The 13752-nt window shown below is 36.8% G+C and carries 14 protein-coding genes and 1 pseudogene; 11 read left to right on the top strand and 4 right to left on the bottom strand.

The genetic code is table 11. The annotated features are described in order from the left end of the window. The first annotated feature begins 266 nt into the window (after positions 1 to 266). Positions 267 to 914 carry a YhcN/YlaJ family sporulation lipoprotein gene (locus ACYFX0_RS09955; protein WP_001093530.1) on the top strand — a complete coding sequence of 216 codons (648 nt, stop codon included), beginning with the start codon at positions 267 to 269 and terminating at the stop codon, positions 912 to 914. 33 nt (positions 915 to 947) lie between these two features. Here the strand turns inward: ACYFX0_RS09955 and ACYFX0_RS09950 are convergent, their stop codons facing one another. Continuing rightward, positions 948 to 1328 carry a hypothetical protein gene (locus ACYFX0_RS09950; RefSeq protein WP_000874882.1) on the bottom strand — a complete coding sequence of 127 codons (381 nt, stop codon included), beginning with the start codon at positions 1326 to 1328 and terminating at the stop codon, positions 948 to 950. Between the two features lie 481 nt (positions 1329 to 1809). Here ACYFX0_RS09950 and ACYFX0_RS09945 point away from each other — a divergent pair, with 481 nt between their 5' ends. After that, a complete protein-coding gene (locus ACYFX0_RS09945; RefSeq protein WP_000871202.1) occupies positions 1810 to 2340 on the top strand; it encodes a BofC C-terminal domain-containing protein in 531 nt (176 codons plus the stop codon). Between the two features lie 11 nt (positions 2341 to 2351). Here the strand turns inward: ACYFX0_RS09945 and ACYFX0_RS09940 are convergent, their stop codons facing one another. Further along, positions 2352 to 3296, bottom strand: coding sequence for an iron-hydroxamate ABC transporter substrate-binding protein (locus tag ACYFX0_RS09940; RefSeq protein ID WP_460270371.1), 945 nt, complete (start codon positions 3294 to 3296; stop codon positions 2352 to 2354). Positions 3297 to 3484: 188 nt separating this feature from the next. Between ACYFX0_RS09940 and ruvA the strand changes: the two genes are divergently transcribed. Genes ruvA through yajC form a run of 6 tightly spaced genes read left to right on the top strand, consistent with a single transcriptional unit; the run spans position 3485 to position 7818 of the window. Next, positions 3485 to 4102: a Holliday junction DNA helicase RuvA gene (gene ruvA / locus ACYFX0_RS09935; RefSeq protein WP_000464511.1), complete on the top strand. Its 618-nt coding sequence runs from the start codon at positions 3485 to 3487 to the stop codon at positions 4100 to 4102. Positions 4103 to 4107: 5 nt separating this feature from the next. Beyond that, positions 4108 to 5109 carry a Holliday junction branch migration DNA helicase RuvB gene (gene ruvB / locus ACYFX0_RS09930; protein ID WP_000344464.1) on the top strand — a complete coding sequence of 334 codons (1002 nt, stop codon included), beginning with the start codon at positions 4108 to 4110 and terminating at the stop codon, positions 5107 to 5109. Beyond that, entirely contained in the window at positions 5106 to 5306 is a 201-nt protein-coding gene (locus ACYFX0_RS09925; protein ID WP_000138162.1) for a DUF2905 domain-containing protein, read from the top strand. The genes ruvB and ACYFX0_RS09925 overlap by 4 nt, the downstream gene beginning before the upstream one ends. A gap of 19 nt (positions 5307 to 5325) precedes the next feature. Further along, complete coding sequence (gene queA, locus ACYFX0_RS09920; RefSeq protein WP_000354016.1) at positions 5326 to 6378, top strand: tRNA preQ1(34) S-adenosylmethionine ribosyltransferase-isomerase QueA; 1053 nt, start codon at positions 5326 to 5328, stop codon at positions 6376 to 6378. A gap of 12 nt (positions 6379 to 6390) precedes the next feature. Further along, positions 6391 to 7530 carry a tRNA guanosine(34) transglycosylase Tgt gene (tgt, locus tag ACYFX0_RS09915; RefSeq protein ID WP_000125365.1) on the top strand — a complete coding sequence of 380 codons (1140 nt, stop codon included), beginning with the start codon at positions 6391 to 6393 and terminating at the stop codon, positions 7528 to 7530. 27 nt (positions 7531 to 7557) lie between these two features. Further along, a complete protein-coding gene (yajC, locus tag ACYFX0_RS09910; RefSeq protein WP_000991113.1) occupies positions 7558 to 7818 on the top strand; it encodes a preprotein translocase subunit YajC in 261 nt (86 codons plus the stop codon). Between the two features lie 36 nt (positions 7819 to 7854). On the opposite strand, the gene ACYFX0_RS09905 is transcribed toward yajC, so the two are convergent. Further along, positions 7855 to 8238, bottom strand: a complete 384-nt coding sequence (locus ACYFX0_RS09905; RefSeq protein ID WP_000349145.1) for a TIGR04086 family membrane protein — start codon at positions 8236 to 8238, stop codon at positions 7855 to 7857. 103 nt (positions 8239 to 8341) lie between these two features. Between ACYFX0_RS09905 and ACYFX0_RS09900 the strand changes: the two are divergent. Next, positions 8342 to 8989 (top strand): annotated as a pseudogene (locus ACYFX0_RS09900) (DUF421 domain-containing protein). Between the two features lie 80 nt (positions 8990 to 9069). On the opposite strand, the gene spoVB reads toward ACYFX0_RS09900, so the two are convergent. Then, positions 9070 to 10629 (bottom strand): stage V sporulation protein B, encoded by a 1560-nt coding sequence (spoVB, locus tag ACYFX0_RS09895; protein WP_000198293.1) that lies wholly within the window; start codon positions 10627 to 10629, stop codon positions 9070 to 9072. 185 nt (positions 10630 to 10814) lie between these two features. On the opposite strand from spoVB, the gene ACYFX0_RS09890 reads away from it, so the two are divergent. Further along, positions 10815 to 11099, top strand: a complete 285-nt coding sequence (locus ACYFX0_RS09890) for a post-transcriptional regulator (protein ID WP_000884549.1) — start codon at positions 10815 to 10817, stop codon at positions 11097 to 11099. Between the two features lie 269 nt (positions 11100 to 11368). Beyond that, entirely contained in the window at positions 11369 to 13633 is a 2265-nt protein-coding gene (gene secDF / locus ACYFX0_RS09885; protein WP_106082517.1) for a protein translocase subunit SecDF, read from the top strand. The last annotated feature ends 119 nt before the right edge of the window (positions 13634 to 13752 follow it).

Below are 13752 nucleotides of genomic sequence, written 5' to 3'. Positions count from 1 at the left end.
ACAGCCAGGAACGATGTATTATCAACCAGATCCACCAAATGTATTTGGAGAGCCCATTTCAGAAGAAGAGGACGAAGAAGAAGTTTAAAAAGGCGGGAGTATTCCCGCCTTTTTTGCATGCGTGTTAATTAAGGAAATGAAGGGTTTTTATGAAGTGCTAGAAAATTCCCAGTGAAATATTAACAGTGTAAAAACCCTCTCTGTTACTCATCATAAGAGGGAGCTTTTCAGAAGAGAAGCTCATTCTAACAGAGGGGGTTTTTGTATTGAATACGAAAGTAAAAGTGATTGCTGCTTCTTTGTTAGTTACCAGTGCATTAGCTGCATGTGGTACACCAAAAGATAACAATGCAATGGATGGACGTAACTACAATTACGAGCGTACATCTTATAATGATACACACCAGTATCGTGATAATGTAACGCGTAATGATCGCTATACAGATTATGTAACATATAGAAATGGTCGTAACGATACAGGATATAACAATTATTACCGAGATGTAAATTACAACGGTCAAATTGCTAATCCACATCCAACACGTAATATTACAATGAACAATTCATACATTAACAATGATGGTAAAACAGCAGAAAAAATTACAAATCGTGTGAAACGTATGAATAACGTGGACCGTGTGTCTACAGTTGTATATGGAAACGATGTGGCGATTGCGGTAAAACCGCGTAATACAGTGACAAATGAAACGGCGATGGCGAACGAAATTCGTCAAGCTGTTGTAAATGAAGTTGGAAACAGAAATGTCTATGTTTCTGTAAGAAATGATATGTTTACTCGTGTCGATGCAATGAGCACACGCCTACGTAACGGTACAGTTACAAACGATTTTAATCGTGATATAGGAAATATGTTCCGAGACATTCGTTACGGTTTAACTGGTACTATGCGATAGCAAAACAAAAGAGGAAGGGATAGCCCTTCCTCTTCATTCATCGTTGTCTTGTAAACGACGTTTTTTAATAAAATAACTAACGGAGTAAGAAACTAAAAAGCATATGAGGAAAACACTACCTGTTAGAATAGCTTCAAATAGAGGTCTTTCAGGAATGAAAATGAGATAAATAATAGTAATAATAATTCCAATAAGAAGAGAGCGTAAAACAAGCTTGTAATAAGGGGTTAATTTTATTTCCTTTTCGCCTTCTTCTACATCGATTGAAACACTTAACTGTAAATAAGCAAGTAAAATACTCGTAAGCATAAATAATAGCCATAATGGAGATTTCGTAATTTGATCAATTCCTTCAGTGAATCCGATATAGCCTAAAATCCCAACTACCCCAATGTATTGAAAAAGAAAGGCCATACGTATGTTTTTTAACGTTTGAAGAATGAGACGTTCATCCTTTATTTTTTCACAATATTCATCCCCTACTTATTATGATTTCGCTTTTATATCTATTGTAATATATATTAAAATTATCAATTTATAATTTACATAAAATAATTTGGATGAAAGAGGAAATAAGATATTTTTATAAACATGTTGCACTTATACTTTATTAATGTTATATTAACAAAGCGATGAGCTAATTTACGTAAGACGAGAGATATGCTTAAGTGCTAAACACGCGAATGTGGTCGCCTGGTCTCTCGCCGTAAACGCATCAAGACGCCTGCTTTGCAGGCGTCTTTCATTTTATATAAAAGTAAATGATACATGCAGATGAGGTAAATGCCTATCTGCATTTTTTATTTTTTCGAAAGAAATGTAATATGGATAAAACCCCCATTTCCGGAAAAACTACTAATGAAAGTTTGATTTTGCCTAGAAGAGGTGAACGGAAATGAAATGGATACTGATTGCGGTGCAAGCTTTCGTTATGATGTTTTGTTTCGTTTATGAAACGAATGTGAAGGCGGAAGGGCCAGTACCAGAAGTAACGAAAAAAGAACCCGAAGTTACAATTTTATTAGAGCGTATGTATGTTGATGGAGAAGTAAGTGAGGAAATACTTACAGAAAAAGTGGTGGATTTAGAAAAGTTTTTACAGCAGTATAAAGAATGGCAGCTCGTTGATCGTGATGATGTACAAATTGTATTGCAAAAGAAAGTTGATGATATTTCTCCGTTATTGAAAACGAGCGGTTATTTTGGCGTGTCAGAGGAAGGGATATTACAAATTTTCAAAGGTGTACCGAAAAGTGATAATGCGATTCACTCCTTCTTCCAAATTGATATGAAAAAGCTTGAGAGTTATGAGCGTGCGAAATTGAAGCGTGGTATTCGGATTAAATCAAAAGAAGGTTTTGTGAGAACGATTGAAAAAATGAAGCAATACGCAGTGCAAAATAAGAAAAAAAGCAGCTCATGGTGAGCTGCTTTTTTTTACTTATTCTTAGCTAAAATTTCTTTTGCGATTTCATCGATTAGCATATCTTTTCCGATTGGATTGAATGCTTTCGTATTGAAGATTTCGTTTGATACTTCATATACATGATTGTTTTTCACAGCTTTATTGTCTTTCCAAACGGCACTGTTTTTGTAGTCTTCGTAAACTTTATCAGATTCGCCGCCAAAGTTTACAATAAACATTTGATCAGGTTGGAATGCAACAAGACCTTCTAGCGATACTTGCGCCATTGTTTGTTTTAAATCTGTACCTTTTGTTGCTGGAAGTTTTAAGTCATTAAAGATGACGTCACCGTATCCGAAGCTGCCGTATACGCGGAAGTTTTGTGGTGTAACTGCAACGAACATAAAGTTCTCATCTTTTGTTTTCTCTTTAATTTTTTTAGATAAAGAGTCTGCTTTCTTATCGTAGTCTGCAATCCATTTGTCTGCTTTCTTCTCTTCGCCAAATAGCTTACCTACTTCTTTAAATTTACCACGCCAGTCTTCTAAGTTTGTTTCTAGAACAACTGTAGGTGCAACCTTTTCTAGTTGATCATAAATTTTTAATTGACGGTTGTTTAAAATAATTAAGTCTGGTTTTAAAGCAGTAACAGCTTCTAAATCAACTTTAGGTGCCCAGTACCAACCTACTGCTTTTACTCCATCTAACTTATCTGTTAAGTGATTTTGGATTTTATCTTTATATGTATTTGCTGTACCAACAGGTTTGTGTCCAAGAAGTAATAGTTCTTCTGTTGATCCAGATAAGTCAACAATTCTCTTTGGATTTACTGGAATTGTTGCTTCACCTTTAGCATGTTTTACAACTTTTGTTTTCGGTTGTTCTTTTGCTTTCGATTCTTCTTTTTGAGAAGAGCAGCCAACGATAGAAAGAACAACAAGCATAATAGTAAATAAAATAAATAGCTTACGTTTCATCCTGATGTAACCCCTTTAATTAGTATTGATAATCATTATCGACCTCTGTATATTAAGGTGCTTTAACCTTTCTGTCAATGGAAAATAACAGAAGTTTCAAGTGGAGAACATTTGTTGGGGCAGTCTCGCTTTTCTATCATTAAATATGTTAAAATGGAATACATGATTTAAGAGGGAGAGATCGTATTTTGTTTGAATATGTTACAGGTTACGTGGAGTATGTAGGGCCGGAATATGTCGTAATTGATCATAATGGAATTGGTTATCAAATTTTCACACCGAATCCGTATGTATTTCAAAGAAGTAAGCAAGAAATCCGTGTCTATACATATCATTATGTGAGAGAAGATATTATGGCACTTTACGGGTTTAAAACACGTGAAGAGCGTTTATTATTTACAAAGTTGTTAGGCGTGTCTGGCATTGGGCCAAAAGGCGCTCTTGCAATTTTAGCTTCTGGTCAAACAGGACAGGTCGTTCAAGCGATTGAGCATGAAGATGAGAAGTTTTTAGTGAAATTCCCAGGCGTCGGAAAGAAAACAGCACGCCAAATGATTTTAGATTTAAAAGGAAAACTAGCAGATGTCGTACCAGATGCATTTGTTGATTTATTCTCAGACACAGAACGTTTTGATGAGAAGAAAGGTTCATCAGCTGAGCTTGATGAGGCACTGGAAGCTCTGCGCGCACTTGGATACGCAGAACGCGAAGTTTCTCGCGTTGTACCAGAGTTATTAAAAGAATCATTAACGACGGATCAGTATATTAAAAAGGCACTTAGTCTTTTACTAAATGGTAAGAGGTGAGTATAATGGACGAACGTCTCCTTTCAGGGGAATCTGCATATGAAGATTCGGATTTAGAATATTCATTACGGCCACAGACGCTCCGTCAGTATATTGGCCAAGATAAAGCGAAACATAATTTAGAAGTATTTATTGAAGCGGCGAAAATGCGTGAAGAAACGTTAGATCATGTGCTTTTATATGGACCACCAGGTCTTGGTAAAACGACGCTTGCGAATATTATTGCTAATGAAATGGGCGTTAATGTTAGAACAACTTCAGGTCCGGCAATTGAAAGACCAGGAGATTTAGCTGCTGTATTAACAGCGCTTCAGCCAGGAGATGTATTATTTATTGATGAAATTCATCGTTTGCATAGATCAATTGAAGAAGTATTGTATCCTGCAATGGAAGACTTTTGCCTTGATATCGTAATTGGAAAAGGGCCTTCAGCACGTTCTGTACGCCTAGATTTACCGCCATTTACATTAGTTGGAGCAACGACACGCGCCGGAGCATTATCAGCGCCGCTTCGTGACCGATTCGGTGTACTTTCAAGGTTAGAGTATTACACAGTAGATCAGCTTTCTGCGATTGTTGAACGTACAGCAGAAGTATTCGAAGTTGAAATTGATTCGTTAGCTGCACTAGAAATTGCAAGGCGTGCTCGTGGTACACCTCGTATTGCAAATCGTCTTTTAAGACGTGTACGTGATTTCGCGCAAGTTCGTGGTAACGGAACGGTTACGATGGAAATTACACAAATGGCATTAGAGCTACTGCAAGTAGATAAATTAGGTTTAGATCATATTGATCATAAATTACTGCTTGGTATTATTGAGAAATTCCGTGGTGGTCCAGTTGGATTAGAAACGGTTTCAGCAACAATTGGAGAAGAATCTCATACGATTGAAGATGTGTATGAGCCGTATTTATTACAAATTGGCTTTTTACAACGAACGCCAAGGGGCCGAATTGTAACGCCGCTTGCGTATGAACATTTCGGAATGGAGATACCAAAAGTATGACGGAGATGCCAAAGCTGCTTATTACAGCGGGGATCTTACTCATTGTTGTTGGATTAGCTTGGAAGTTCATTGGAAGGCTTCCAGGCGATATTTTTGTTAAAAAAGGAAACGTTACCTTTTATTTTCCTATCATTACATGTATTGTGTTAAGTATTGTATTATCTTTTATTATGTATATAATAAATCGATTCAAATAAGAAATAGGTGGATATAGCTATGGATATAAATCTGTTTGATTTTCATTTACCAGAAGAACTTATTGCACAAGTCCCGTTAGAAGATCGTGAAACATCAAGATTAATGGTGTTAGACCGTGAAACAGGTGATATTGAGCATAAACATTTTACGGACATTCTCTCCTACTTACATGAGGGGGATTGTTTAGTTTTAAATGAAACGAAAGTTATGCCTGCTCGTTTGCATGGTGTGAAAGAAGATACAGGCGCACACATTGAAGTACTTCTTTTAAAACAAGAAGAGGGCGATAAGTGGGAAACGCTTGTAAAGCCAGCGAAACGTGTAAAAGAAGGAACTGTTATCTCTTTTGGCGAAGGAAAATTAAAAGCAACTTGCACAGGAACTGCAGATCAAGGTGGACGTCAGCTTGAATTTTCATATGACGGCATCTTCTATGAAATTTTAGATGAACTTGGGGAAATGCCACTTCCTCCATATATTAAAGAGACGCTAGAAGATCGCGATCGCTATCAAACAGTATATGCGAAAGAAATTGGTTCAGCAGCAGCGCCGACTGCGGGACTTCACTTTACAGAAGAGTTACTTGAGAAGTTAAAGCAAAAAGGCGTTCAGTTAGCATTCATTACACTTCACGTAGGACTTGGAACATTTAGACCAGTTTCTGCAGATACGATTGAAGAACACCATATGCACGCAGAATATTACCATATGTCTGAAGAGACAGCGGCATTATTAAATCGTGTAAAAGAGAATGGTGGACGTATTATTACTGTAGGTACGACATCAACTCGTACGTTAGAAACAATTGCAACAGATCATAACGGTAAGCTTTGCGCCGCTTCTGGATGGACAGATATTTTCATGTATCCGGGATATGAATTTAAAGCAATTGATGGTTTAATTACAAACTTCCACTTGCCGAAATCAACATTAATCATGCTTGTAAGTGCATTTGCAAATAGAGATAATGTACTTCATGCTTACAATGAAGCAGTAAAAGAAAAATATCGTTTCTTTAGCTTCGGTGATGCAATGTTCGTTGCATCTCACGCTAAAATGAGAAACAAATAAAAGGAGTAAGTTATGACAGCAATTCGTTATGAATTTATTAAGACATGTAAACAAACGGGTGCCCGTTTAGGTCGTGTGCATACACCGCACGGTTCATTTGATACACCAACATTTATGCCAGTTGGTACACTTGCGACAGTTAAGACAATGTCACCAGAAGAATTAAAAGCAATGGATTCTGGCATTATTTTAAGTAATACGTATCATTTATGGCTACGTCCAGGTCATGAAATTATTCGTGAAGCAGGCGGCTTGCATAAATTTATGAACTGGGATCGTGCAATCTTAACAGACTCTGGTGGTTTCCAAGTATTCAGTTTAAGTGACTTCCGTCGTATTGAAGAGGAAGGCGTTCACTTCCGTAACCACTTAAATGGAGATAAATTATTCTTATCACCAGAAAAAGCGATGGAAATTCAAAATGCATTAGGTTCAGATATTATGATGGCATTTGATGAGTGTCCACCATTCCCAGCTACTTTTGAATATATGAAGAAGTCTGTAGAACGTACAAGCCGTTGGGCAGAACGTTGCTTAAAAGCGCATGAACGTCCACAAGATCAAGGTTTATTCGGTATTGTACAGGGCGGGGAGTACGAAGAGCTTCGTCGTCAAAGTGCAAAAGACCTTGTTTCAATGGACTTCCCTGGTTACGCTGTAGGTGGTTTATCTGTAGGTGAGCCGAAAGATATTATGAACCGTGTACTTGAGTTTACAACACCACTTCTTCCAGATAATAAGCCACGTTACTTAATGGGAGTAGGTTCTCCTGACTCATTAATCGATGGTGCAATTCGTGGTATTGATATGTTTGACTGCGTACTTCCAACTCGTATCGCTCGAAATGGTACATGTATGACAAGTGAAGGTCGTCTAGTTGTAAAAAATGCGAAATTTGCAAGAGACTTCGGTCCGCTTGATCCAAATTGTGATTGCTATACATGTAAAAATTACTCTCGTGCGTACATTCGTCACTTAATGAAATGTGATGAAACGTTCGGAATTCGTTTAACGTCTTATCACAACCTTCATTTTCTGTTAAACTTAATGGAGCAGGTGAGACAAGCTATTCGTGAAGACCGTCTTGGCGATTTCCGCGAAGAATTCTTTGAACAGTATGGCTTTAATAAACCGAATGCTAAAAACTTCTAATACATAATTTAAAAGGAGGAACAAAAGATGAATGCAGGTATGATGAATATCGTTATGATTGTTGCGATGTTTGCGATTTTCTATTTCTTATTAATTCGCCCGCAACAAAAGCGTCAAAAAGCAGTTGCTCAAATGCAAAACGAATTAGCAAAAGGTGATGCTATCATAACAATTGGTGGCTTACACGGTACAATCGAATCAGTAGATGACACGAAAATTGTTATTAAATCTGGTGGTTCACACTTAACTTTCGATCGCAATGCGATTCGTGAAGTTGTGAAAAACTAATGTGGAAGGCCCTGCATGAAATGTGCAGGGCCTTTTTTAGTTACTTTGCTTTGACATATTTACACCGAAAATACCACCGAGTGTACTCGCCCCCATTAATGCTAATTGATAAAGTAATTGTGAGTTCGATAAAGTTTGAGAAAAGCCTAAATAGTTAACTAGAAAAACGAGTATAGTGAACGTGAGACCTGTTGTGAGACCTACTAGCCACCCTTTCCCCTGTGCTTTGTTGCCAGCAATAAAACCAGACATAAGCATAGATAAAAGAGCGAGTATAAAAATAGTAACGGCTAATGTCCCTTCGTTTATATTCGTAAACTTTAATAAAAGAGCCATAATCATGCTAGTAAGAGATGCGAGAATTAATAGTGTAGTAATACCGAATCCGATTGCAGTGGATAATTTTTTCGTTCCATCCATTTATACATTCCCCCTTTTTAATACAAGCATATTTTCCTTTTGTCTAAGTTAGACTAGTTTCTTTTTTATAGGGGAGTCTATACGTAAAAAAGGAGATGTAGAAATGGAATGGATATCAATAATTGGACGGACAATGCTTTTGTATACCATCATCTTAATTATTTTTCGTCTTATGGGTAAACGTGAGATAGGAGAGCTAAGTGTATTAGATTTAGTCGTATTTATTATGCTTGGAGAAATGGCTGTAGTAGCAATTGAAAATACCGATAAATCACTTTGGCATCAATTAATTCCGATGACTTTTCTTATGTGCATCCAAATTATTTTGTCAGTCATTTCCCTAAAGTATCAACGCTTTCGGCATTTAATAGAAGGTGAGCCGGCTATTCTTGTAAACGCGGGGAAGATTGATGAAAAGAAGATGAGAAAGCAACGTTATAATATAGATGATTTAATGATGCAATTAAGGGAGCAAGGAGTTGGAGATATTCGGGATGTAGAATATGCTATTTTGGAACCGTCTGGGAAGTTATCTGTCTTTCAAAAATAAAAAAATAAACAGGATGTATTGCAGTTTACTCTTCCTCTTATTATTGATGGAGAAATTCAATCTAGTCATTTACAAATGATTGAACATACAGATGAATGGCTTATTGAGAAATTAAAAAACTTAGGTTATAACGATGTGACACAAATTTTATACTGTAGTTTTCAAAACGGAAAATTTTTTGTTGATGTAAAAGAAAATTAGAGATTTATTCTTTGAAAGAGTAAGAATGATTAGTTTAACTAATAATCAGTGGAGATTACCCCACTGATTAAAGTTTCAACTTATTTCAAAAATGAAAGTTTACGAATGATAGGGAGACGACTTAACTCTTCTTTTCGAATGAGTTTGAAGGTGAAGAGAAGTACGATATAAACAATTGTTGTTAAAGTGATTTCCCATAATGTTTGTATGCCGAGGGAATGAGAGAAAATAATATATTTATGAATATAAAAACCGAAGGCGCCTGCGATACCGATGGCAAGTCCGCCGAAAATATAGTCTTTTGCGTAAATGGTAAATGTAATCTTTTTTAAAACAGTAGCGTAGTGAAGAAATGTTACTGTTACAATATTTGCAGCGATAGCGAGAGCAACTCCCATCATTTGAAATTCTGGCCTTGAGGCTAGTACAAAAATAACAATTAATTTCACGGTGGCGCCAATAAATGTATTCATCATTGCAGCTCTTGCTAAGTTTAAAGCTTGCAAAACAGAGGTCAGTGGACTTTGGAAATAATGAAATAAAAAGCAAGGTGCAAGAAGTTGAATGAATGCTGTTGCGCTGTCTGATCCGTACATAAGAGTTAAAACAGGAGAAGCGAATACATATAATATAACGACAGACCATCCCCCGGTAATTAATGAAATTCGAAGTGCTTGTTGTAAGCGGTGCTCCACTAATTTATGTTGTCTTTTTGCCATCGCTTCACTAATAGAAGGGACGAGCGCTGTAGAAAGAGCGTATGTAATAAAGGCGGGTAGTGATAGGAGCGGGAATGCATAACCGTTTAACATGCCGTATTGCTGGGTTGCAACAGAAGCAGCGACACCAGCGATTGCTAAGCTTTGCATAACGACAATAGGTTCAAAAAAATATGAAACGGAGCCGATTAAACGACTTCCTGTAGTGGGAAGAGCTATATCCATAAGGGAATAAAATGTTCCTTTGCTCTCCTTTACAGTAGTGAAAAATCCAGAGCGTATTGATAAATGTTTTTCGCGCTGAAATAACGTGAGTAAAAATAATAAGGATGCAACTTCACCGAGAACAGCTGATAACATAGCACCGGCTGCAGCATATTCTACGCCGTAAGGTAAAAATAATTGAATGCATATAGCGATAATGGTAATGCGGACAACTTGTTCTAGAACTTGTGCATAAGCGCTAGGTTTCATATTTTGTTTCCCTTGAAAGTAACCGCGCAAAACAGAAGAAATGGCAATAACAGGAACGACGGGCAAAATGGCTATTAATGGATAGTACGTTCTTTCGTCGGTTAATAATGTTTTTGCTAAAATAGGTGTGAGGAACATAATTCCGATTGTTAATATGATACTAATAACGGATGTAACAGCTAGTGATACAGTTAATATTTTTTTAACTCTTTGTTTATCGTTCACAGCTTCCGCTTCTGCTACAAATTTTGCGATTGCGACAGGAAGACCGATTTGTGTTAATGTAATTGCTAAAATGAATGTAGGAACGGCCATCATATAAAGACCAACGCCTTCTTCACCTAAAATACGTGCCATTACTATACGATTGATGAAACCGAGTATTTTTGTAATAAATCCGGCTATCATTAAAATAAATGCGCCTTTTAAAAAGCTTTGTCTCGTCATGTTCTTCTCCTACCTTCTCAAAATCAATGGAATGATTTACAATAATTTATATGCACGTACGAGACAAGAATGACAAGCATTTAAGAGAGTGAACTATGATAGCGCTCTTGAAAGTAGTTATTGCTGTCCATTAGAGCGGGATTAAAGCGACTTTTTCGTGCTGAAATAAGAAGGAGATGTTATAGATGTTAGATAAAGAGGCTTTGGTAGAATCATACCGCGGACAGTTACAAGTCGTTTTAGAAAGTAAAGTAGAAGAGTTTCACATGTTCGGTTACGACCGAGTGACAGATGATGATATTTGGAAGTTTCTCAAAGTGAAAAAGTGGAAAAAGATAGACAGTGATGTTAGATTATATGAATTGGTAAATGATGTATTAAGAGTAAGTGCTAATGAGTATATGACATATTTAACTGTTGAAGCGTACCAAGCGCCACTTTGGTCATTTGATGAGTACGAAAATAAATAACCGACTGCAATTGGTTTGTTCTTCCTTTTGCAGTATAATGATATGTATTGATAAAGAGGAAATAATTATGTCTAAGATTATATATAAAGGAGGTAGTGAAGAGGAAAATAAATGATGAAAGTCTAGGTAGTGTAAAAGCTTACCTATACAGCTAGTGATGAACTAGCAAAAATTATAGAAAGGAAGTCTACTAACTAGGCGTATGCACACGTATAAAAGTGAATCGTAAGAGATTTATTTAAAGTGTTAGTAGCAGAAAGAGGGTACATATGGCAAAGCGTGGTACGAGAATTGCCGCCTTTTTCCTCATCGTCTTATTAATCGGTGGAGTAATTGGTGCGGCGGGAAAAGACATAGCAAAAGGAATTAGTCTAGGACTAGACCTTCGCGGTGGTTTTGAAATTCTGTATGAAGTAAAACCAGCCAAAAAAGGTGATAAAATCGATCGAGACGTACTTGTAAGTACAGTAGGTGCTCTTGAAAATCGTGTCAATGTTCTCGGTGTAAGTGAGCCGAACATTCAAATCGAAGGGCAAGATCGAATTCGTGTACAGCTTGCTGGTGTACAAGATCAGCAAAAAGCACGTGAAATGTTATCAACACAAGCGAAATTAACATTCCGTGATGTGGATGATAACCTTCTTATGGATGGAACGGATTTAAAAGGCGGCGGAGCGAAGCAAACATTTGATGAGCAAGGCCGTGCGAGCGTAGGTCTTACACTAAAAAGCGCTGAAAAATTCCGTGAAGTAACTGAAAAAATTTCTAAAATGCCACCACCAACGAATTTAATGGTGATTTGGCTGGACTTTGAAGAAGGAAAAGATTCATATAAAGCAGAATCTGCAAAACCGAATCCGAAGTTCTTATCAGCGGCAACAGTAAGCCAAGTATTTAACCAAGCTGAGGTATCTATTGTAGGTGGAAACTTCACAGTTGAAAGTGCGAAACAACTTTCATCTTTATTAAATGCAGGTGCACTTCCTGTTGATTTGAAAGAAATGTATTCAACATCTGTTGGAGCGAAATTTGGTCAACAAGCGTTAGAGCAAACGATTTTCGCTAGTGCGATTGGTATCGCTCTTATTTTCTTATTTATGCTTGTATTCTACCGTTTACCAGGACTTGTAGCGGTTATTATGTTAGGTCTATACATTTTCGTTACATTACTTGTCTTTAACTGGATGCATGCAGTTCTTACGTTGCCAGGTATTGCGGCGTTAGTGCTCGGGGTAGGTATCGCAGTTGATGCGAATATTATTACGTACGAGAGATTGAAAGAAGAGCTGAAAATTGGTAAGTCCATGATGTCGGCATTTCGTGCTGGTAACCATCGTTCATTAGCAACAATTCTAGATGCAAACGTTACGACTCTTGCAGCAGCTGGTGTGTTATTCGTTTATGGTAATAGCTCTGTAAAAGGATTCGCAACAAGTTTAATCGTAAGTATTTTAGTTGGTTTTATTACGAACGTATTCGGTACTCGTTTCTTACTAGGTTTACTTGTAAAGAGCCGTTACTTTGATAAAAAACCAGGATATTTTGGTGTGAAACAAAAGGATATTATTCCATTAACAAAAGGTGTAGTACATCCGCCAACGAGATTTGATCGTATTAACTTTGTAAATATCGGTCATAAATTCCTTATCTTCTCGATTGTAGTTGTGATTGCGGGTGCAATTATCTTACCAATTTTCAAATTGAATCTTGGTATTGACTTTGCAAGTGGTACACGTATTGACTTGCAATCAAAACAAGCCGTTACGGTGTCTGATGTTCATAAAGATTTTAAAGAATTGAACATTGATGTGAAGGAAGAAAATATTGTACCGACTGGAGATGACAATAAAGGTTTCGCAGTTCGTACATTAGGTGTTTTATCAAAAGATGAAATTGCGAAAACAAAAACATTCTTCCACGATAAATATGGTACAGATCCAAACATAAGTACAGTTTCACCGACAATCGGGAAAGAAATTGCACGAAATGCATTTATCGCTGTACTGATTGCTTCTGCAGTTATCATTTTATACGTAAGTATTCGATTCCGATTTACGTATGCGTTATCTGCAGTGCTTGCGTTACTACATGACGCATTCGTTATGGTTGTTATGTTTAGTATTTTCCAATTGGAGGTAGACTTAACGTTTATCGCTGCAGTACTAACAATCATCGGTTATTCTATTAATGACTCGATTGTTACATTTGATAGAAACCGTGAATTATACAAACAGAAAAAACGAGTTCGCGATATAAAAGACTTAGAAGAAATCGTAAATGCAAGTATTCGCCAAACGCTTGGTCGTTCGATTAACACAGTATTAACAGTGTTATTCCCAGTAATTGCACTGCTTATCTTCGGTAGTGAGTCATTACGTAACTTCTCGTTTGCGTTACTTGTTGGATTAATTGTAGGTACGTACTCTTCTGTTTTCGTTGCTTCTCAAATTTGGTTAATGCTTGAAAACCGTCGTTTGAAAAGAGGTAAAAACAAGAAGAAGGTTGAGAAAGTAGAATCTGAACCGCAAGTATAGAAAAGATGATGTCTCTTTATGAGGCATCTCTTTTTTCGTTTGTGGATACAATAAGATAGCAACTTTTTAACGGGAATAATATGGAAGAAAGTGGTGGTTTTATCGCTGTTTTTGTTAAA

The organism is Bacillus sp. NEAU-Y102 (assembly GCF_054788175.1).
This window is presented reverse-complemented; position numbering and strand designations above follow the sequence as displayed.

Excerpts from the sequence above, each read along its gene's own strand:
- ACYFX0_RS09950 (WP_000874882.1), bottom strand. The coding sequence starts at position 1,328 with ATGGCCTTTCTTTTTCAATACATTGGGGTAGTTGGGATTTTAGGCTAT.
- ACYFX0_RS09945 (WP_000871202.1), top strand. The coding sequence starts at position 1,810 with ATGAAATGGATACTGATTGCGGTGCAAGCTTTCGTTATGATGTTTTGT.
- ACYFX0_RS09940 (WP_460270371.1), bottom strand. The coding sequence starts at position 3,296 with ATGAAACGTAAGCTATTTATTTTATTTACTATTATGCTTGTTGTTCTT.
- ruvB (WP_000344464.1), top strand. The coding sequence starts at position 4,108 with ATGGACGAACGTCTCCTTTCAGGGGAATCTGCATATGAAGATTCGGAT.
- ACYFX0_RS09925 (WP_000138162.1), top strand. The coding sequence starts at position 5,106 with ATGACGGAGATGCCAAAGCTGCTTATTACAGCGGGGATCTTACTCATT.
- queA (WP_000354016.1), top strand. The coding sequence starts at position 5,326 with ATGGATATAAATCTGTTTGATTTTCATTTACCAGAAGAACTTATTGCA.
- tgt (WP_000125365.1), top strand. The coding sequence starts at position 6,391 with ATGACAGCAATTCGTTATGAATTTATTAAGACATGTAAACAAACGGGT.
- yajC (WP_000991113.1), top strand. The coding sequence starts at position 7,558 with ATGAATGCAGGTATGATGAATATCGTTATGATTGTTGCGATGTTTGCG.
- ACYFX0_RS09905 (WP_000349145.1), bottom strand. The coding sequence starts at position 8,238 with ATGGATGGAACGAAAAAATTATCCACTGCAATCGGATTCGGTATTACT.
- spoVB (WP_000198293.1), bottom strand. The coding sequence starts at position 10,629 with ATGACGAGACAAAGCTTTTTAAAAGGCGCATTTATTTTAATGATAGCC.
- ACYFX0_RS09890 (WP_000884549.1), top strand. The coding sequence starts at position 10,815 with ATGTTAGATAAAGAGGCTTTGGTAGAATCATACCGCGGACAGTTACAA.
- secDF (WP_106082517.1), top strand. The coding sequence starts at position 11,369 with ATGGCAAAGCGTGGTACGAGAATTGCCGCCTTTTTCCTCATCGTCTTA.